Annotated in this window: 14 protein-coding genes and 2 pseudogenes; 8 read left to right on the top strand and 8 right to left on the bottom strand. The window is 72.0% G+C overall.

Going from position 1 to position 19,390, the window contains the following annotated elements; translation table 11 throughout:
- Positions 1–29 precede the first annotated feature (29 nt).
- Entirely contained in the window at positions 30–1,901 is a 1,872-nt protein-coding gene (locus tag PUR71_RS29985) for an FAD/NAD(P)-binding protein (RefSeq protein WP_329930323.1), read from the bottom strand.
- 956 nt (positions 1,902–2,857) lie between these two features.
- On the opposite strand from PUR71_RS29985, the gene PUR71_RS29990 reads away from it, so the two are divergent.
- The 3 genes from PUR71_RS29990 to PUR71_RS30000 all read left to right on the top strand — a co-directional run bounded on the left by PUR71_RS29990 (position 2,858) and on the right by PUR71_RS30000 (position 7,694).
- Positions 2,858–4,300: a hypothetical protein gene (locus PUR71_RS29990; RefSeq protein ID WP_329930307.1), complete on the top strand. Its 1,443-nt coding sequence runs from the start codon at positions 2,858–2,860 to the stop codon at positions 4,298–4,300.
- A gap of 232 nt (positions 4,301–4,532) precedes the next feature.
- Complete coding sequence (locus PUR71_RS29995; RefSeq protein ID WP_329930308.1) at positions 4,533–5,870, top strand: PP2C family protein-serine/threonine phosphatase; 1,338 nt, start codon at positions 4,533–4,535, stop codon at positions 5,868–5,870.
- 210 nt (positions 5,871–6,080) lie between these two features.
- On the top strand, positions 6,081–7,694 hold the full coding sequence (locus PUR71_RS30000; RefSeq protein WP_329930309.1) for an MFS transporter: 1,614 nt from the start codon (positions 6,081–6,083) through the stop codon (positions 7,692–7,694).
- 256 nt (positions 7,695–7,950) lie between these two features.
- Here PUR71_RS30000 and PUR71_RS30005 read toward each other — a convergent pair whose 3' ends face one another.
- The gene (locus PUR71_RS30005) at positions 7,951–8,361 is read right to left on the bottom strand and encodes a hypothetical protein (RefSeq protein WP_329930310.1); all 411 of its coding nucleotides are present in this window, start codon (positions 8,359–8,361) and stop codon (positions 7,951–7,953) included.
- Between the two features lie 347 nt (positions 8,362–8,708).
- Here PUR71_RS30005 and PUR71_RS30010 point away from each other — a divergent pair, with 347 nt between their 5' ends.
- Both PUR71_RS30010 and PUR71_RS30015 read left to right on the top strand, forming a co-directional pair.
- Positions 8,709–10,061, top strand: coding sequence for a RimK family alpha-L-glutamate ligase (locus PUR71_RS30010; protein WP_329930311.1), 1,353 nt, complete (start codon positions 8,709–8,711; stop codon positions 10,059–10,061).
- 2 nt (positions 10,062–10,063) lie between these two features.
- Positions 10,064–11,341: an MFS transporter gene (locus PUR71_RS30015; protein WP_329930312.1), complete on the top strand. Its 1,278-nt coding sequence runs from the start codon at positions 10,064–10,066 to the stop codon at positions 11,339–11,341.
- Between the two features lie 63 nt (positions 11,342–11,404).
- On the opposite strand, the gene PUR71_RS30020 is transcribed toward PUR71_RS30015, so the two are convergent.
- Entirely contained in the window at positions 11,405–11,593 is a 189-nt protein-coding gene (locus tag PUR71_RS30020) for a hypothetical protein (RefSeq protein WP_329930313.1), read from the bottom strand.
- Between PUR71_RS30020 and PUR71_RS30025 the strand changes: the two genes are divergently transcribed.
- Positions 11,571–11,750 carry a hypothetical protein gene (locus tag PUR71_RS30025; RefSeq protein ID WP_329930314.1) on the top strand — a complete coding sequence of 60 codons (180 nt, stop codon included), beginning with the start codon at positions 11,571–11,573 and terminating at the stop codon, positions 11,748–11,750. The two genes, PUR71_RS30020 and PUR71_RS30025, sit on opposite strands and share 23 nt — an antisense overlap.
- Before the next feature lie 298 nt (positions 11,751–12,048).
- Here PUR71_RS30025 and PUR71_RS30030 read toward each other — a convergent pair whose 3' ends face one another.
- Positions 12,049–13,029, bottom strand: coding sequence for a pirin family protein (locus PUR71_RS30030; protein ID WP_329930315.1), 981 nt, complete (start codon positions 13,027–13,029; stop codon positions 12,049–12,051).
- 174 nt (positions 13,030–13,203) lie between these two features.
- On the opposite strand from PUR71_RS30030, the gene PUR71_RS30035 reads away from it, so the two are divergent.
- Together PUR71_RS30035 and PUR71_RS30040 are read left to right on the top strand one after the other, a co-directional pair.
- Positions 13,204–13,617, top strand: coding sequence for a carboxymuconolactone decarboxylase family protein (locus PUR71_RS30035; protein WP_329930324.1), 414 nt, complete (start codon positions 13,204–13,206; stop codon positions 13,615–13,617).
- Positions 13,618–13,813: 196 nt separating this feature from the next.
- Positions 13,814–15,308, top strand: a pseudogene (locus tag PUR71_RS30040) (5-methyltetrahydropteroyltriglutamate--homocysteine S-methyltransferase); the annotation flags it as partial.
- 85 nt (positions 15,309–15,393) lie between these two features.
- On the opposite strand, the gene PUR71_RS30045 reads toward PUR71_RS30040, so the two are convergent.
- The 4 genes and pseudogenes from PUR71_RS30045 to PUR71_RS30060 form a co-directional block, all read right to left on the bottom strand.
- The gene (locus PUR71_RS30045) at positions 15,394–15,678 is read right to left on the bottom strand and encodes a hypothetical protein (RefSeq protein ID WP_329930316.1); all 285 of its coding nucleotides are present in this window, start codon (positions 15,676–15,678) and stop codon (positions 15,394–15,396) included.
- A 10-nt stretch (positions 15,679–15,688) separates the two neighbouring features.
- Positions 15,689–16,765: a glycoside hydrolase domain-containing protein gene (locus PUR71_RS30050; RefSeq protein ID WP_329930317.1), complete on the bottom strand. Its 1,077-nt coding sequence runs from the start codon at positions 16,763–16,765 to the stop codon at positions 15,689–15,691.
- A gap of 288 nt (positions 16,766–17,053) precedes the next feature.
- Positions 17,054–17,482 carry a hypothetical protein gene (locus PUR71_RS30055; RefSeq protein ID WP_329930318.1) on the bottom strand — a complete coding sequence of 143 codons (429 nt, stop codon included), beginning with the start codon at positions 17,480–17,482 and terminating at the stop codon, positions 17,054–17,056.
- Positions 17,483–17,610: 128 nt separating this feature from the next.
- Positions 17,611–19,390: pseudogene (locus PUR71_RS30060) on the bottom strand (glycosyl hydrolase); the annotation flags it as partial.

Raw genomic sequence — 19,390 nt, forward strand, 5'->3', positions numbered from 1 at the left:
AGGAATCCCTGAATCCGTCGCCCGTTCAACTAATCCTCCAGATCGTCGGCGTTCGCTATCCCCAGGTGTCGACGCAGTTGCCTCGGTGTCACGGTGACGTCGGTGAGCCGTTCGACGGCGGCCCGGTTCACGGCGGCCCTCATCAGGCGGTCGTTCCGAGGCGTAGCCGCTGGAAGGAGCGGGAGTTCGCCCAGTGAGCGGATGCTCGCGTCGAGCCGGGAATCGAGCCGTTCCCGCTCGTTTCGAGCGCGCGTGGCCAACCTCCTCACCTCCAGGCTTACAGCGTCCTCGAATCCGGCGCGGGCCGCTTCCTCTGAATTGCTGTCGTGGCCACGGAATCGAGCCATCACCCGGGGCGGGCTGTCTTCCCCCAGTTCCAGCAGCTCGATCACCCGCGCGGCGACCGCGATCGAATGGTTCTTGATGGCGGCGAGATTGAAGGCGAACGCACCGGTCCGGCCGTTCCGCACGATCTCGTCGCCTTCCCTCGGCACACCGACCGCCGAGATCGGTCCGGCCGGCTCCCCACCGGGGCTCAGCAGCGTTCCGTGTTCGTCGACTTCCACGCCGCGCCCGGTGCGTTCGTGGGGCACCGCGATCCCCCTGCGGAGGAGGTTCCGCCACAGCGACTGGCCGACCCTGCTGTAGTCCGACTCCCGGCCGACGTTGGACACCACCAGGTCGGCCTCGACGGTGCGTTTCTCCTCCGAGGACGCGACCGAGACGACCAGCCGGCCCGACGCCGTCGGCCTGATCCCCTCCACGTTGCCGACGACCAGCTTCACCGGCCCGTCCGCCGCGCGTATCGCGCGCTCGATGACCGCCATCGTGTACTCCACCGCGCCGACCCGGAGCGCGGCTATCAGGGTGCCGAACTCGTCCAGCAGACTGCGCAGTTCGGCGGAGGGAATCCGCTCGATGGCCGCGGGCAGGTGCGGCTCCCACGCCTTGGCCACCCGCTCCGCGATCACCGCCGGGTCGACGTCGGGGCGCTCGCGGAGGATCGTCGAGCGCGCCGCCTCCCACTCGGACCGGACCCGGGCGAGGAACTCCTCACGATTCCGGTATGGCTCCAGCAGTGCTTTGGGACAGGGGAGTTGCAAGACTCCGTGCTCGTGACCGGAGGGGTACGTCCGGAACATCGTCCCGGTCTTGGATATCAGGTGGATCCTCCCGGTGTGGCCCTGGCGCAACAGGAGGCCCGCCGAGTCGTACGCGCTCAGCACGGATCCGACGATCGCGACGGTCGCCTCGGGCGGGAGCGTCTCGAGCTTCCGGACGCCGGTCGCGGAGTACGGGTTCCGTACGAAGGACGGGTGCGCGCGCACGTCGGCGGCGAAGGGCGGATCCCTCAGCTCGAGACCGGTCGCGAGGACGACGTGGTCGGCGAAGAGCACGGTCGGCTCCTCTCCGCGCTCAACTCCCGCTGGCTGACGTACGGTCAATGTGACGCGTCCAGAGCGTACGTCCAGGTCGACAGCCTCGCCGTCCATTTCGACGAGCACGACGCCGGGACAGGATTCCCGCCGGGCCTCGGCCAGCCGGTCGGTCAGGTAGTCCTGGAAGATCCGCCGGGGCGCCGGGCCCTGCTCGACGAACTCCAGCTCGTCCCAGGGGGCCGGCCAGTCCCGGCGGTCGGCTTCGCGGTTGGCCCAGCGGACGAAGTCGAGGACGTCCTCCCGGAACACCGACATCCGGCCCGCCTGGATGTTGAACACGTGGTCCCAGGGGTTGCCGTCGCGGTGGTAGGCGACGCCGGCGGACCGGTAGTCGGACCGCCGTTCGAGCAGGACGACCTCGAGCGGGCTGCGGGCGAAGCGGAGCAGCCGGATCGCCGTGGCGGTGCCGGCCAGGCCCGCCCCGACGATGAGCACTCTCGGGCGGGTATGCGTTGGGCTCATGGCGAAGCCTTCCGGGTTGAGCGACGGGGACGCGGCTCCGCTGTCCTGCACCGGGGACAACGGCCGCTGATGGACGGTGACTTCGCGCTTCGGCGCGCTGTTCCTGGCAGATCGCGTCCGGGGCTGGGTCATGAGCCAAGAATGGCCTGACAACAGCTCGCCCGGCGGGCTTTTGGCATCGTTTCCGAAGGTCGGCTTCTCCCGGTCTGATCAAGGAGTCGGCATGTCCCGGATCGTCAATGTGCCGTCGGTCGCCAGCGCCGATCACGATCACGGTTACGGCCCGGATGTGCCCGCCGGCACGTCGGCGGTGGTGAGTTGCTCGCGCGTCAGACTGGACCGACGACAGGCCCGGCTGGTGGATGACGAGTCTGGCGCAGTGTGCCGCAGAGCAGGTCGACCCGCGCGAGTGACCCCGACACTGCAGAGGACTGTTCCGTAGCGCGGGAATCACGGGCTCGGACCGCTCGCCCCCGCCGGACGATCCGCACGGAAACCACAACCCCGGATCAGCGGCCAACTGGTCCGCGCTACCGGCGCCAGCCGGGCACGACGACCCCGAGACGGCCCGGGCCCAGCCAGACCCGGCAACCGCGACGGCGCGGCCCTCCCGGGAACCCGTCGCGGTCGTGGAGGCCGCGGCCATCGCTCTTCGGGCGGCACGTGATCGAACCGGCGGGGGTGGCGTTTACTCACCGGTCTTCCGCACGCGCCCGGCCGCCGTTCCCGTCGGGCTCGGACCGCGGCCGGGCTGCCCACGGTGCGTTACGAACTGCGCCGGCGGACGGCGCCTCCAGCCCTCACGGTCTCCCCGGCTCCGGGGACCCGGCGCAGGCGGGATCACCCGAGCAGTCGCCTTCGGTCGCGACAAGGTCACTCACGGTATCTCCTGAAAGGGGAGCGTCGACAGTCCGGCCGTCTCCCTCTGCCGGAGGACCCGACCCAAGGAGCATGCCATGCCGAGCGGTGAACCCGATCCGACGGGCGACCACAGCCCGCAGCAGGGCCCGGCCGGCGACGAGCCACCCGGGAGCGGCCGACCGCCGAAATCCGCGGCCGAGTCCCGGGCCGCCATCGAGCACGCCGAGCTGGAAGAGCTCCGGAAGCGTCTCGCCGCACTCGAGGCGTCGACAGCGCCGCCCAGGGCGCGTCACCACCGCCTGCGCACCTCCGGCTCGGTCGTCCTGATCGTCATCTCGTCCCTGTTGGCGCTGCTCTCGGTCATCGCGGTGTGGACGAACTCGATCATCGGTGACACCGACCGGTACGTCGCCACGGTGGCGCCGCTGGCGAGCAACCCGGACATCCAGGCCGCGCTCACCAACCGGGTCACGTCGGAGGTCCTGGCCCAGATCGACGTGAAGGCCGTGGTGGACCAGCTCTCGCAGGCAGCCGTCCAACAGGGTGCGCCGCCGGAGCTCGGCAAGCTGATCGGCGGTCTGAGCGGGCCGATCACCAGCGGCCTCACCCAGCTGGTCAGCAGCACGGTCAACAAGGTGGTGACCAGCGATCAGTTCGAGACTCTGTGGGTCGAGGCGAACCGGGCGGTGCACTCCTCGCTCGACAAGGCGCTGACGGGCAAGGGCGGTGGCGCGGTCTCGCTGGAGAACAATCAGGTCGCCATCGACATCGGCCCGTTCGTCGCCAAGGTCAAGGACCAGCTGGTGGCCTCGGGCTTCGGCCCCGCCGCGAAGATCCCGGAGGTGCACACCAGCTTCGTGGTCTACCAGTCGAAGGACATCGGCAAGTTCAAGAGCTACTTCCGGCTCCTGCAGATCATGGGCACCTGGCTGCCGATCATCGCCGTGCTGGTCGCCGCTGCCGGTGTGTTCACCGCCGTGAACCGGCGCCACGGACTGATCGGCGCAGCGCTCGGGGTGGCGATCGCCATGCTCCTGCTGGGTGTCGTACTGACCGTGTTCCGGTCCTTCTACCTCGACCATCTGCCGCCCGGCGCGTCCCAGGCCGCCGCCGGTGCGATCTACGACGCGCTGATCCGCTTTCTGCGTGCGAGCATCCGCGCCGTGGGCGTGACCGCGCTGGTGACGGCTGTCGGCGCCCTGCTGATCGGCCCGTCCAGGCCTGCGGTGGCGATCCGCACCGCCTGCAGCTCGTCGATCGGTGCGCTGCGCGGGGTGTTGACAGTGCACGGAATGCGGCTCGGGCCGGTCGGCCGGTTCGTGCACCGGTACAAGCGGTGGATCGGCGCCGGGATCCTCGTCGTGGCGGCGGTCGTCCTCGCCACCTGGAGCTACCCGACGGCGGCGGTGGTGTGGTGGATCGTCGTGGTGGTGCTGGTCGGTTTCGCCATCCGCGAGTTCCTCGACACCGGGCCGACGACCTCCGCCACCTCGCCGACCGGCACCGGTCACGCGAGCGCGCCACCCCCGGCTGCTTGAGGCAGACGGCCCAAGGCGTCGCCCATGAGAGTGCCGCTCGTGGATCGGCATGATCTGGCCTCCACGGGAGATCGGATGCGGTGCCGCTCGAGCGGGAGTCGGGGCACGGACGGGCCGCCTGTGCGACTGCCCCCGATCGGGTCAGGCGGAAGTCGCGCCTACTGGGCGCGCCAGGACGCGTCGATGTGAGTGTTGCGGCGGTTGCTCAGCAGGTCGAGGGAAGGCGGTTGTGATGGATCCGGAGGACGGGCCCGCGCGGTCGGACATTCCGGGCCTCGGCCGTCGCCTCGACGACGAGATGGACCAGATCGTCGGGCGCCTGTGGGATCTGGCCCATGCCCAGAGCCGTTTCCAGGATCTGCTGGACGCGGTGATGGCGGTGGGCCGGGAGTTGGAGCTCCCGGTCGTGCTGCGGCGGGTGATCACCACGGCGATGGGCCTGGTCGACGCCCGCTACGGCGCGCTCGGCGTGCTCAGCGAGGACGGCGAACACCTGGAGGAGTTCATCCCCGTCGGCCTGAGCGAACAGGAGGCGGCGGACCTGGCCGGAGTCGCCCTTCCACACGGCCGCGGACTGCTCGGGCACCTCATCCACCACCCCGAACCACTGCGCGTCGCCGACATCGGCACCCACCCGGACGCGGTCGGCTTCCCGCCCGGCCACCCGCCGATGCACACACTCCTCGGAGTCGCGGTCAGCTCCCGCGGACGCGTCTACGGCAACCTCTACCTCACCCAGCGGCGCGACGGACAGCCATTCGACCGCCAGGACCAGGACATCGTCGTGGCGCTCGCCGGCGCGGCCGGCCTCGCGATCGAGAACGCCCGCCTCTACCGGCAGGTCCGCGCCGGCGCCGAGTACTTCCAGCGCCTCCTGCTCCCGCAACTGCCGGACCTCGCCCCCTTCGTCACCGCCGCCGTCTACCGGCCCGCCGCCACCCCGCACCACGTCGGTGGCGACTGGTACGACGCCCTCATGCTCCCCGACGGCACCTGCGCCCTGGTCATCGGCGACGTCGGCGGCCACGACCTCAAGGCCGCGGCCACCATGGCCCAGACCCGCAACATGCTCCGAGCCCTGCTCTATGACCGCCGCACCCCGCCCAGCGCGATCCTGACCCAGCTCGACCGCACCCTCGACGCGATCACCGACAACCCGATCACCACCGCCTGCGTGGTACGCATCGAGCCCGCCGAGAACGGCTGGACGCTGCACTGGAGCACCGCCGGCCACCCGCCGCCGCTCCTGATCGGGCCCGACGGCACCGCCCGCTACCTGGACTCCGAACCCGGTCTGCCGCTCGGGGTGGACACCGATGTGCCCCGACCCGACCACAAGCACCCGATGCCCGCGAACGCCACCCTGGTGCTGTACACCGACGGGCTGATCGAACACCCGGTGCGTCCCCTGGACGAGGGGCTCACCGCGCTCGCCCGGACCGCTGCCGCCCACGCGGACGTGCCCCTCGACGGCCTGTGCCGGACGCTGGCCGACGCCCACCTCGGCGACGGCCGCGACGACCTCGCCGTCCTCGCCCTGCGCACCCCGCCCGGGCCGCACGGTGCCTGAAGCCGTCCGTGCTCCTCCACGGGGACGACCGCCGGGGGGTCGCTGATGATCTGTCGCCGCCCGTCGGCCAGGACGGTGAGCTTGCCCAGCGCCTGCGTGCTGTCGCGGGTGTGGGCCTTGGCGAGCAAGGACTCGGCGGTACGCCGCCGACCGGCTGAACCCTTCGGCGGGTCCCGCAGCGTTTTCCCGGGGCGCCGCGACGATACGACCATGACACCTCAGTCGGGAACCGCGGATTCGGCCAAGGCGAGACTCATCCTGCTGACGCTCGCCGCCGGGCAGTTCCTGATGGCGCTCGACAGCTCCGTCATGAACGTCTCGATCGCGACGGTGGCCCAGGACCTGGGCACGACCGTGACCGGGGTCCAGGGTGCGATCACGGCCTACACGCTCGTGATGGCGATGTTCATGATCCCGGGCGGCAAGGTCGGCGCGATCATCGGCCGCAAGCGCGCCTTCCTGATCGGCTGCGCCATCTACGGTTGCGGGTCTCTGACCACGGCGGTCGCCCCGAACCTCACCGTTCTCCTGATCGGCTGGTCGTTCCTCGAAGGGATCGGGGCGTCGCTCATCCTGCCGGCGATCGTCGCCCTCGTCGCCGGCAACTTCGCCCCCGAACGCCGTCCCGCCGCCTACGGACTCGTCGCCGCCGCAGGCGCCATCGCGATCGCGCTCGGACCGCTCATCGGCGGAGTCGCCACGACGTACTTCTCCTGGCGCTGGGTGTTCGCCGGCGAGGTCGTGATCGTGCTCGGCATCCTGCTGCTCGCCCGCCGCGTCACGGACGCGCCGGTCGACGAGCGGCACCGCATCGATCTCGTCGGCACCGTACTCTCGGCCCTCGGGCTCGGGGCCTTCGTCTACGGCGTCCTGCGCTCCGACGAGTGGGGCTGGTTCCAGCCGAAGCCCGACGCGCCCGCCTGGCTCGGCATCTCGCTGGTCGTCTGGCTGATGCTCGCCGGCATCCTGCTGGTCTGGCTCTTCCTGCGCTGGGAGGCCCACCTCGTGGCCCAGCGCAAGGAGCCGCTCGTGGACCCGGCGCTCCTGCAGAACCGGCAGCTGACCGGCGGCCTGACGATGTTCTTCTTCCAGTACCTCGTTCAGATGGGCGTCTTCTTCGTCGTACCGCTCTACCTCTCGGTCGCCCTCGGCCTGTCTGCCCTCGAAACCGGCACCCGCCTCCTGCCCCTCTCGCTGACCTTGCTGGCCGCCGCGGTCCTGATCCCCAAACTGCTCCCCGATGTCTCGCCCCGGCGGGTGGTGCGGATCGGAATCCTCGCCCTGCTGGCCGGCACGGTGACGCTGATGGCCGCCCTGGACGCGGACGCGGGCGCGGAAGTCGTCACTTTTCCCCTGCTGCTGGTCGGGCTCGGCATGGGCGCGCTGGCCTCGCAGCTGGGGTCGGTCACCGTGTCCGCCGTACCGGACGAGCAGAGTGCCGAGGTGGGTGGTGTCCAGAACGCGGTCACCAACCTCGGCGCCTCGATCGGCACGGCACTTGCCGGATCGATCCTGATCGCCGCACTGACCACGTCGTTCCTGACCACCATCGAGCAGAACCCGGCGGTCCCGGCCGCGGTCACGAGCCAGGCGAGTGTCGAACTCGAAAGCGGCGTTCCCTTCCTGTCGGACGCCCAGGTCGAGACCGCACTCCGCGAAGCGGGCACCAGTCCGGAGATCACCCAGGCCGCGCTCGACGCGAACGCGGCAGCGAGACTCGACGGCCTCCGCGCAGCGCTCGCCATTCTCGCCCTCAGCGCACTCCTCGCGTTGTTCTTCACCGGTCGGATCCCGGCCACCCAGCCCGGCTCGGGGAAGGAGTAGCGCGGGTCGGGTCGCATCCGGAATCCGGGGCGCTGCCCGGTGGCACGTCGCATGCGCCGGCGAGACCTTGGTGATGAGCAGCGTGGGCAGGGCAGCCTTTCTACGCACCCAAGAGACGGCGGGGCGCTCGCCGGAGCGGCCGCCCCCGCGTGCGAACCCATGACCGGGCGGCCACTCGCCATTCCTGGATCACCGTGGCGCTGGCGGCCGGTGTTCAGCGGAGGCCTGACACTCTGCCATCCGCGTGCTGCTTCAGTCACGGTCGGTCGGTGGCGTCCGCCGGGCTCCCTGGCCACACTTCGAAGGACTGTGAAATCCCCGTCGGCGGTCCCGCGCGGAAACGGGCGCGGATCAGCGCATCAACCTTGGCGGACGCCTGGGCCCGACCGCTGAGCTCCACCTTCACCGTGTCGGAGTCGGCATCGGCGAGGGCGACCGGCTGGGCGGCGGCTTCTTCGACCGGCGCCGACGTGTCCACCTGCCAGCGGCTGCGGACCACCTGGTCGGCGGGTGAGACGTAGTCCCCTGCTGTGCTCGCACCGGGGACGGTGATCAACCGGTACGACTGTCCCACCGTGTCGGCGACGATGTTGGCCATGCGTGGTGCACCGGAGATCGACATGTGCACCATGGCGCTCGGTTCCCGTGAGCCACTGGTACTCGTCATTGCTCTCCTCCGAGGTCGGCTCCTCTGCCAGGGTCTGCCAGAACCGGGGCTCCCGCATCTGTTCAGCAGGGAGTCCCGTTCGTCTGCGCGGCTGTGTGTCACGTCCGCCGCTGTCTCTTGACGTAGACGGACCGCTCAATGCGTTCGGCGCGGCGCCCGAGCAGGATCCGGCCCGTCCGACCGAACCTCGAAGCTGTACAGCCCCCCTTCGACGGACCGGCAAGGGCGGACCGGACGACTACCGGGCGGACCGGGCCCAGGAGGCCATCCGGCACCGCGCGCGCCGGCCCAAGCACGACGCGCCCCAGGCGCCGCCGCTCGCCGATGGCCGGGGCCGCGACCCACGGGTGGTCCGGGACGTCGCGGAGTCGGTCGCCAAGCTCATCGAGCAGCAGGGCATGCCCGCGATGACGGCCAAGGTGCTGGTCTGCCTGCTCGTGACCGACGAGGGCACTCTCACGGCCGCCGACCTGGTCCAGCAGCTCCGGGTCAGCCCGGCCTCCGTCTCGCACGCCGTCGCCTTCCTCGAACAGCAGGGCCTGCTCCGCCGGGAACGCGTCCCCGGCGAGCGCCGTGAGCGCTACGTCATCGACAGCGAGATCTGGCTCCGCTCCACCCTCGCCGCTGTGCAGATGCACACCGCCCTAGACCCGATTGTCGGCGTGGCGCGCCGCTGCCCGGGCCAATGCCCGGCCCTGCCGGGCGTCGGGTGTCAGCATCGCAGGGTTGCCGGTTGGGCCAGGGGAGGAGTTGTTGTGGTGACGGTGAGTGATGCCTCGGAGCGGCGACGGCTCGGCGGCCGGACAGGTGCCCAGTGCTGGCTGCTGACCGGGCCTGGGCTGCTGGACAACGGCATCGTCGCCGGCCTCACCACGGCTCTTGAGGACGCGCTGCCCGGCCGGTTCGCCGTGTGGCGCACCGACGAGCTGCTGCTCGGGATCGAGGGCGGGACGCTGACGCTGCGGGATCTGGACGGCTGCCGGTTGGAGGCGCCGGGTGTGGTCTACGCCCGGCTGGCGTCCCCGAGCCTGAGCACCGACCGGGAGGGCACGCTGCTGCGTCAGCTGGTGGCGATGGGCACGGTGCTGCTCAACCCGTTGGAGGCGGTGCTGGCGGGTGCGAACAAGTTCTGGCAGCTGCAGCAGCTGGCCCTGGCGGGTCTTCCCGTTCCCGACACCCGCAGCTACGCACACGCGGAGCTGGAGGATGTGATCGCGGCCGGGGTCCTCGTGCCGTCGGTGGTGAAGTCGGTGCGCGGCCAGCGCGGCGGGCAGGTGTTCCTGGCCCCCGACACCCAGATGCTGCGGGAGGTCCACGGCAGCCTGAGGGCGGAGTCGCCGTACCTGTTCCAGCGGTACGTGGCCCACTCGCACGGCCGTGACCTGCGGGTGGTGGTGGTCGACGGCCGGGCCGTCGCGGCCCAGGTCCGCTCCGCCTCCGACGGCGGGTTGAGGTCGAACCTGGCGCTCGGCGCGACCTCCGTGCTCTGCCCCGGCCGGCACCCCGAGGGCGAGGCACTGGCCGTCCGTGCCGCCCAGGCGCTGGGCCTGGCGGTGGCGGGGGTGGACCTGCTCTTCGAAGCGGACGGCGGGTTCACGATCTGCGAGGTCAACGCCAACGTCGGCTGGCGCGAGCACATGGGTGAGGTCACCCCGGCCGTCGTGGCCGCCTGCGTGGCCAGACTGACCGCCCGGGTGTAGCGATGGCCCACCCCCGCGGACCGGCCGCACCGACCCCACCCGCGCGCACATCGACCCTCGCACCATTGCGCCACCGCAACTACCGCCTCCTCGCGATCGGCCAGGCGGTCTCCAACACCGGCACCTGGATGCAGAACATCGCCCAGGGCTGGCTCGTCCTGCAGCTGTCCCACGGCGACGGCACACAGCTGGGCATCACCACCGCCTTGCAACTCCTGCCGATACTGCTGTTCGGCGCCTGCGGCGGATCACTCGCCGACCGCTTCCCCAAACGCCGGCTGCTGCTGCTCACCCAGACCCTCCACGGCACGCTCGCCCTCGCCGCGGCCCTGCTCACCGCCACCGGCTCCGCCACCCTGGGCGCCGTCTACGCGCTCTGCCTCGCACTGGGCCTGACCATGGTCGTCGACAAGCCCACCCTGCAAGCCTTCATCGCCGAGGCCGTCGAGCCCGACGACCTGCCGAGCGCGCTGGCGCTGAACAGCGCGGTGCTCAACCTCGCCCGAGTGGTCGGCCCCGCACTGGCCGGCCCCGTCATCGCCGCCTTCGGCGTCGCCCCGGCCTTCGCCCTCAACTCCCTCTCCTACGCCGTGGTCCTGGCCAACCTGCTGCGCATGGACACCCGCGCCCTGCGCCCGGCACCGGCTCCCGCAGGCGCCGCCGGGCGGCAGGTGCGGGCCGGGCTGCGGTACGTACGCGAGCGCCCCGAGCTGGGCCTGACACTCGTGCTGGTGGCCCTCGTCGCCGCCTTCGGGATGAACTTCCAGATCACCACCGCGCTGATGGCCACCCAGGTCTTCCACAGCCCGGACGACGCCTTCGGCATCGGTTCCGCCGCGCTCGCCGTGGGCGCGGTGACCGGCTCGCTGCGCGCGGCCCGCGCGCGCCCCCGCGGCTGGCGGCACACGGCCGGCTACGCGCTCGCCTTCGGGGCGCTGGAGGCCGCGAGCGGCCTGATGCCCGACTTCCGCACCTTCGTCCTGACGCTGGTGCCGACCGGAGCGGCGCTCCTGCTCTTCATGACGGCCGCCAAGGCCCGGCTGCAGCTCGCCGTCGCCCCCGCGCTGCGCGGCCGGGTCATGGGCCTCTACATGCTCGCCTCACTGGGCACCACCCCGCTGGCCGCACCCGGCATCGGCTGGCTCTGCCAGACGGCGGGCCCACGCTACGGACTCCTGCTCGGCGGCACCGTGTCGGTGCTCTCCGCGGTCGGGACGGGCGTACTGCTCGGCCGACGTCCCAGGACCCGGCCCACCACGACCGCGGCCCTGCCCGCGTGACCGGGCTCCGAGGAGCCGAACACCGGCAGAGCCGCCGTCGTGGTGCGCGTCAGCGCCCCGGGGTCAGGTACGGGAAGCGGTGAAGTCGAGCTTGCCCTCGACCCCGGCAGTGGAGACCTTCCCCGTGATCGTGGTGACCCGGGTGCCGACGGGGCAGAGCGTCCCGGTGGTGACACCGCTCTCCCCCGCGTAGGTCGGGAAGGTGATCTGCCCGCGCCCGAGGCTGTTGATGCGCAGGACGAAGTTCCCCACCGCCGCACGCGACTCCTCGGCCGACGCCGTCACCTCGGCCGCCCGGACCCGCCCGGCCGTGCACGTGACCCGCTACCCCCTGCGACGGGCGGACGAGGGGCTCGCGGACCTCGCCACGGACCGGGTCACCGGCGTCGCCGTACTCCTCCCGGAGTAGGGGGAGCGAGCGGAAGGCCGGGACAGAACCTCACGGGCAGGTCGTCCGGCGTGCCGGAGGACCTGAGCGCCAGGTACCGAAGATCTGATTCACCGTCAGGTACGTCAGCAAAAGGTCAGCATTCATCCGAGCAAGCGCTGTCACACCCACACAGGTAAGACTCTGCGGATCTTCGACTCCCGTCTCGCCCGCCCTCCGGCACACGACCCATCCATCGCCGCCCGGGCAGGGTCGACGGGCCACCGCAGCTCCGGCGGCCGACCGTCCCTACCAATCCACCGGCACGCGTCTCCGCAGCTCAGCGCACCCGCCCCCGCGCCTTCAAGGGAATCGAGGGCAGCTCCGGGGCGGGCAGTCGGCCGCCGTCGTAGCCGTGCACTTCGCCGAACCGGGAACCCTTCTCCCAGTCGTTTCGTGCCTGTACGATCTCGTCACCGGATCGGCCGATGAAGTTCCACCACATGACGATCTCCTCCTCGAACGGCGTGCCGCCGATCAGGACCGTCCGGGCCGGCTCGTCGCCCGTGTTGGTGACGGTGATGGTGGTGGATCCGGGAGCCAGGTATCCGAGTGCGGCCGGGCGCACCGGGGTGCCCGCGCGCTCGACGTCGCCCGCCAGCGTGACGTCGCCGCGGTCGACGAGCAGGGCGTGCTCGAAGGCGGGGTCGACGGTGAGGGCGATCGTGGAGTGCGGGTGGACCGTGAGCTCGGCGCCCAGCAGCGGGGTGAAGGTCGGGACGGGGGAGGTGTCGCCGGCGAGGGTGCCGAGGAAGACGCGGGCCTCGCCGCCGTCCAGGGCGACGGGCCGCGGCGCGTGGTGGTGGAAGTCCCGTGCGGTGTGCCGGTGTTGCTCGGGGAGCGCCACCCAGAGCTGGACGCCGTGCAGGACGGTGGTCACGGGCGTCGAGACCTCGCTGTGGCTGATGCCGTGGCCGCCCGTCATCAGGTTGAGCTCGCCGGGGCGGACGAAGGCGTGGACGCCGAGGCTGTCGCGGTGCTCGATCTCGCCGCTGAACAGCCAGCTGACGGTCTGGAGGCCGGTGTGGGGGTGCGGGGCGACGTCCATGCCGCCGGTGTCGGCGACGTCGTCGGGGCCGTAGTGGTCGACGAAGCACCAGGCGCCGATGAGCGTGCGGGCGCGCTGGGGCAGGGTCCGGCGCACCGTCATCGCCCGCGGCCCGCCGAGCGGCACGTCCCGCGCGGGCAGGATCTCGACCCGGGGCCCGGCCTCCCGGGTTCCGGCGTGCGGTTCGGCAGGATTGGTGCCGGTGGTGGTCACGGTGTGCTCGCTTCCCAGAAAGTTCTATTTTCAACTATCATGCCATGGCGCAGTGCCGACCGACAGTGAAACGTCCAGGGAGTTCCCGTGACCGATGTGACGACGACCGTGACCGCCGCCCCCGCCCGCCGCCGGGTGTTCATCGACAAGGAGACACCGGCGGCCTTCCGCGCCATGCGTGCCACGGCCGACGCGGCGGGCGGCGCGGCGGCGGAGGCCGGGCTGGACCGGCGGCTCGTGGAACTCGTCAACCTGCGCGTGTCCCAGGTCAACGGCTGCGCCTACTGCCTCGACCTCCACACCGCGGCAGCCCTGCGGGCCGGCGAGACCACCCAGCGCCTCGGTACCCTCCCGGCCTGGCGCGACACCCGGCTGTTCACCCCGCAGGAGCGCGCCGCCCTCGCCCTCGCGGAGGCCACCACGACGCCCGCTGACGCAGCTCTCCAGGAGGAGGCGTACGCCGCCGCGCGCGAGGCGCTGACGGACGAGCAGATCTCCGCGGTGATCTGGGTGGCCATCGCCATCAACGCCTTCAACCGGGTGTCGATCCTCAGCAAGCACCCGGTGCGCCCGGCCGCGGTGCGCTGACGGTGCGGCGGGAGCCCGGCGCGGCTCCCGCCCCGCAACCCGCACGGACCACGGGCGTTCCGTGTGCGTGGCGAACCCCGGTCCGGCCCCGCGGGTTGGCGTGTGACCGCCACTGGCGGCATCACGCCTGGTCAAGGCCGGGTCATGGTGGTCAAAGCCTCGGTCATGGCATGGACACCGACCTTGTCGGCCGGTCCGGGCTCCGCTACACGGCTACCCCCGCCAGGGGCAGGGCCGCGAGCTCAAGAAGGCGATCGAGGGCTACTGGAAGGGCGTCGTCACCGCCGAACAGCTCCAGGCCACCGCCGCCGGGCTGCGCCGCGAAGGCTGGGCGCTGCTCGCAGAGGCCGGTGTCGCCGAGGTCCCGACCGGCGACTTCTCGCTGTACGACCACGTGCTGGACGCCTCGGTGGCCGTCGGCGCGATCCCCGGCCGCCACCGGACCGCCGTCGACGCGGACCCGCTGGACGGGTACTTCGCCATGGCGCGCGGCACGCAGGACGTCGCGCCGCTGGAGATGACCAAGTGGTTCGACACCAACTACCACTACCTGGTGCCCGAGTTGGGCCCGGGTACGGTCTTCGCCGCCAACCCCGCCAAGGCGGTCGGCGAGCTGACCGAGGCACTCGCGCTCGGCCACCGCGCCCGCCCGGTGCTGATCGGCCCGGTCACCTACCTGCTGCTCGCCAAGCCCGCCCCCGGCGTCGACGAGGACTTCCAGCCGATCACCCTGCTGGACCGCCTGCTGCCCGTCTACGCGGAGCTGCTCGCCGCCCTGAAGGCCGCGGGCGCCGAGTGGGTGCAGCTGGACGAGCCCGCGCTCGTCCAGGACCGCACGCCGGCCGAGCTCAACGTCGCCGCCCGCGCCTACCACGAGCTCGGCGCGCCGGCCGACCGTCCGAAGCTGCTGGTCGCGAGCTACTTCGACCGCCTCGGCGAGGCCCTGCCCGTCCTCGCCAAGGCCCCCGTCGACGGCCTCGCGCTGGACTTCACCGGGCCGGCCGCCGCCAATCTGGACGACCTCGCCACCCTCGCCACCCTGCTCGGCCTCGCCGACCGGGTCGACGTCGCGCCGTCCTGCTCCCTCCTCCACGTGCCCATCGACGCCGCCGCGGAGCGCGACGTCGACCCGCAGATCCTGCGCTGGTTCGCCTTCGCCAAGCAGAAGGCGCGGGAGACCGCCCTGCTGGCCCGCGGCCTGCGCGAGGGCACCGCGGCGATCACCGCCGAACTCGCCGCCAACCGCGCCGACCTCGCCTCCCGGGCCGCCTCCCCGATCACCCGCGACCCGGCCGTCCGCGCCCGCTCCGCCGCCGTCACCCTCGATGACACCCGCCGCGCCCAGGCCTACCCCCAGCGCCGAGGCCCAGCACGCCCGCCTCGGCCTGCCCCTGCTGCCGACCACCACCATCGGCTCCTTCCCGCAGACCACCGAACTGCGCGTCGCCCGCGCCGATTTGTCCGCCGGACGGATCGGCGCCGCCGCCTACCGCGAGCGCATGGAGGCGGAGGTCCGCGAGGTCATCGCCTACCAGGAGAAGGCTGGCCTCGACGTCCTCGTCCACGGCGAACCCGAGCGCAACGACATGGTCCAGTACTTCGCCGAACAGCTCACCGGCTACCTCGCCACCCGGCACGGCTGGGTGCAGTCCTCCGGCACCCGCTACGTCCGCCCGCCGGTCCTCGCCGGCTGAGGCGGCCGAGGCGTCTGAGGCGGCCGAGGGGCGGGCGCAGCGCACATGCTGCGCCCGCCCCTCCGGCGTGACCGGAGGGCGGTTATGACGCTTCGGGAGCTCCGGCGGTGCTCGCCTCCGCCGGAGTGGGCGGTGCGGGCGGTGCGGGAGGTGCGGAAGGTGCCATCTTGAGCCAGGCCGGCAGGAGCGCGTCCACGGCCGGCAGCGCCATGACGCGGGTGATCGCGGCGGCGACGGCGAGGGCGACGCCGAGGCCGGGCAGGGCCGAGGGCACGCCGGTCGTGTGGACCAGGACGGGCAGGGCCGCGGCGAGGCCGAGCACCGTCTGGAGGATCGTGCGGATCGTGCGGCGCAGGGAGTCGGACATCTGGGTCTCCTCAGGAAGTCGCAGGAGTCGGGGCCGGGGGAGGGACGGGGGTGGTCGGGGCCGGGCCGGTGGTGACGTGCATCTCCACGCCGGCCGCCAGGGCCTTCGCCACGGCGGCTTCGATCGCGGCCGTGACGGTCGCCGTGTCGACGCCGCTCGCGTGCTCGAGCAGGGTCTTCATCACGGCGGCCTGCGCCGCGATCTGGGCCTGGGCCGCGGCGAGTTGCAGCTGGATCGGGTTGGCGGCGGCGAGCAGCCACTGGGCCGGGACGACGGCGTCCGGCCCGGTCTTCTGGCGCCAGTCGGCGGTGACGTTCGGCAGGCCGTGCTCCCAGACCTGCTGGGGCAGCGACCGGACCAGGGTCCGGATGCCGTCCGCGTTGTCGTCCCCGTAGTGGACGGCGTAGGCGATCGCGTCGCGGACGGGCTGGCTGCTGACCGCGTTGGCGGCCTCCTCGCGGATCATCGCGCGGAGTTGCTCCTCGGTGTACGGCATGTCGTCCTCCTGCAGGATCGGGGCGCGGCCGGGCATCCACTGCCCGTAGTCGGCGACGGTGGCGTCGTTGCGGTCGCATTCGACCCGGCCGATCGTGATCGATCCGCCCTGCCGCAGGTGCGCGCGCGGATCCCAGACGCCACCGGACCAGGCGGAGGTCTGCCAGTAGAAGGTGACGAGCCCGGAGGCGGCTGCGCCCCGGACGACGTGCAGGCCGCCGTAGACACCCGTCCGCGCCGCGCCGAGGACGCCCGACACGCCCGCGAAGTACGGCTCGACGCGGGCCCACGAGGTGTCGGTGTCGACGGCGAAGTAGATCGGCCGGTCCGCGGGCATGCCGCAGGCCGCGGCCTGTGCTGCCGCCTCGCCGGCGTCGCAGACGCCGGCGGCGTGCCCCGCGAGGGCCCGGCCTTCGGTGGTCTCCCACACGACGCCGGACCAAATGCCGTGCGCGGCAAGGTCGGTGGCTTCGGCGAACGTCAGGTTCTTACTCTGGTCGGTGGAGAGGTAGCGCATGGCGAAGGACGCGCCGGCGGCCTTAAGCGCACTGGCCGACGGATGCGTCCACGGGTAGTCGACTCCCCAGGTCACTGGGCGCCTCCGCGTGGGGACGGACGAGGTGAGGGTGGGGGTGGGTTGCGGGTGGCGAGTCGGGCGCGCAGGAGCGCGAGCTCTTCGCGAATGAGGTCCTGGTCGGCGGGGACGGCGTCATGAGTCGCACGGGCCCGCCGGTCCGCGGACCTTCCGAGTACGGTCTACCCCGCCATCAAGAGCGGCAAAGCGACGAGTTGGACGACGTTGCTCCAACGGCCGCCGACGAGCACTCGAGCACGTTCGTCCCGTGCACCGTGTGCCCGGATGAGGAGCGCCAGGAGGCCGTCAGCCCGTCGGGCGGACGGGGCCGCCGCCGGGGCGGTGCTGGAGGTCGACCGGGTTCTCGCCGTCGTTCGGTGGGAGCGTGGGCGCGGGGCTCACCTGCGGCGGAGGCGCCTGCTTCGGCGTCGGGGCCGTGGTGCCCGCGGGGGCCGCGCCGGTGCCGCCCGCAGGGGCCGTTCGGCCGGGGGCCGCGCCCGTGGCCGCGCCCGTGGCCGGGGGCGGGGGCGGTGCGGTGGGGCTCGTGCCGGCCGGGGCCGGTACGGGGGCGGGCTCGCCGGAGGCGATGCCGGGCGGTGGCCCGGGGACCACCGTCGACGCCGGGACGGTGGTCCGGGCGGGCGGCGTCGGGGCGGTTCCGCCGCCGGATGCGCAGGCGGTCGCGGTGAGGGCGAGGAGCAGGGCGGTTGCCGGGAGGGCGGCGGTTCTCTTCACGGGCAGTGGTCTCCGGTCTCGGTCGGCTCCGCGGTTGGACGTCGGCGGCGCGCCGACGGTTCCGAGTGTGCCGGTGCCCGGCGCGCTCGGGTGAGCGTGCCGGGCACCGGTGTTCGGGTGTGTCGCGGTCAGCCCTGGCTGTCGCCGTCCTCGTACAGCTCGCGCGGGTTGATCGACCAGATGCCGCGGCCGAAGGTCGCCGCGTACAGGCGGCCGTCGGGGCCGGTCTTGAGCTGCTGCACCGAGGTGGTGGGCAGGTTCTTGCCGAGCACCGAGAAGCGGGTCTCGCCCGGGGCGCGGTAGAAGACCGCGAGGTCGGTGCCGAGCGCGAGGCCGCCGTTCGGCAGGAGTTTGACCGAGGTGGCCGGGACGTCGGGCAGGTTGGCCGAGACGTCGGTCCAGGTGGCGCCGCCGTCGTGGGTCTCGAAGAGGTGCCCGATGCCGGCGCCGGGGCCCTCGGTCCAGGTCCGGGAGAAGCCGCTCATGGCGACGAAGACGTGCTGGGCGTCGTTCTCGTCGACCGCGAACGAGGACACGTACCGGTTCGGGACGGTGCCGTCCACGGGCAGGTTGAGCTGGTGCCAGCCGGTGCCGTCGGTCTTGCCGACCGCGATGCCGCGGGTGAAGCCCTGGTTGTTGCAGGGGCCGCACCAGCCCGCGTACACGGTGCCGTTGACGATCGCGACGGCGGTGGCGAAGTGGCCGGCGCCGAGGTCGTAGGCGGCGGTCCACTCGCCGCCGCTGCGGATCGCGTAGCCCTTGTGCTGCACCCAGACGTGCTGGCCGCCGGCGATCCAGGTGTTGACGTCCTTCGGGTCGCTGGTGATCGGTGCGATGAAGCGGGCGGAGCTGGTGGCCTTGTCGGGCGGGGCGACCTCGTAGGAGGTGGCCTTGCTCGGGTCGCTGTTGCCCGAGCCGTCGTTGACGGCGCAGTTCTGGGTGACCCACATGTCGAGGTAGACGTACTCCTCGGCGATGTTGCACCCGTTGTTCGGGTCCACCAGGGTGTCGGCGCCGTCGCCGCCGAAGTTGGAGCCCATCACCTTGTCGTGGGCGCGAAGGATCGACTCGCCGTTGTCCTGCATGCCGCCGCTGACGATGACGCCCTTGCCGGAGCGGTCCGCGGGGTCCTTGCCGACGCCGACCGAGTAGTACTGCAGGGTGTCGATGGTGCCGTCGGCCAGCGACTTCCAGTCCGTGGCGTGGCCGGACGCGTCCGCCGAACCGTTCACGGGGCGGGTGTAGATGCCGCCGTCGTTGCCGACGTACACGCTGGGCTTGCCCTGGTAGGTGCCGATGGCGACGGCGTGCTGGTCGGAGTGGACGGTCGGCGAGCAGTCGCCGGTCACCTTGGTGGGGTCGATGCTCCAGCACGGGAACGGGAAGTTCCAGTACGGGCCCGGGACGGACCACGACGCTCCGCCGTCCTTCGTCTCCAGCACCTCTTCCAGGCCGGCGTAGACGTGGTCGGGGTTGGCCGGGTCGACCTGGAGGAACTGGTTGTACCAGGACTGGATGCCCGGCTGGTACCCGGCGCCCTGGAGCGCGGAGCCCGAGTTCTTGATCTTGTCCTTGTCCGCGATCAGCGTCCAAGGACCGAACGGGGAGCCGGACTTGGAGACGTAGATCCCCTTGAGACCGGTGTCCGGGTTGCTCGCCATCACGGCCGGCGACTGGTCGATCGCGTAGTAGCGCGAACCGTCCGCCGAGCGGGCGAAGGTCATGTTGCCGACGTTCGCCGCGTCCGTCGGCAGGTCGCCCAGCGAGGCGACGCGCTGCCAACTGCCGTCCGCGGCCTTGCTGTAGAAGCCGTTGTACGTGTCGCCACCGCGCCAGCCGACGGCCAGGATCACCTTCGACGGGTCCTTGGGATCGATCGCGATGTCGTTGGCGATGTTCTTGTACGGC

This window comes from Streptomyces sp. SP17BM10 (assembly GCF_036322405.1).
GTDB lineage: Bacteria > Actinomycetota > Actinomycetes > Streptomycetales > Streptomycetaceae > Kitasatospora.

Coding starts and splice junctions, on each gene's coding strand:
- PUR71_RS29985 (WP_329930323.1), bottom strand. CDS start 1,901: ATGAGCCCAACGCATACCCGCCCGAGAGTGCTCATCGTCGGGGCGGGC.
- PUR71_RS29990 (WP_329930307.1), top strand. CDS start 2,858: ATGCCGAGCGGTGAACCCGATCCGACGGGCGACCACAGCCCGCAGCAG.
- PUR71_RS29995 (WP_329930308.1), top strand. CDS start 4,533: ATGGATCCGGAGGACGGGCCCGCGCGGTCGGACATTCCGGGCCTCGGC.
- PUR71_RS30000 (WP_329930309.1), top strand. CDS start 6,081: ATGACACCTCAGTCGGGAACCGCGGATTCGGCCAAGGCGAGACTCATC.
- PUR71_RS30005 (WP_329930310.1), bottom strand. CDS start 8,361: ATGACGAGTACCAGTGGCTCACGGGAACCGAGCGCCATGGTGCACATG.
- PUR71_RS30015 (WP_329930312.1), top strand. CDS start 10,064: ATGGCCCACCCCCGCGGACCGGCCGCACCGACCCCACCCGCGCGCACA.
- PUR71_RS30025 (WP_329930314.1), top strand. CDS start 11,571: ATGCGCAGGACGAAGTTCCCCACCGCCGCACGCGACTCCTCGGCCGAC.
- PUR71_RS30035 (WP_329930324.1), top strand. CDS start 13,204: ATGCGTGCCACGGCCGACGCGGCGGGCGGCGCGGCGGCGGAGGCCGGG.
- PUR71_RS30045 (WP_329930316.1), bottom strand. CDS start 15,678: ATGTCCGACTCCCTGCGCCGCACGATCCGCACGATCCTCCAGACGGTG.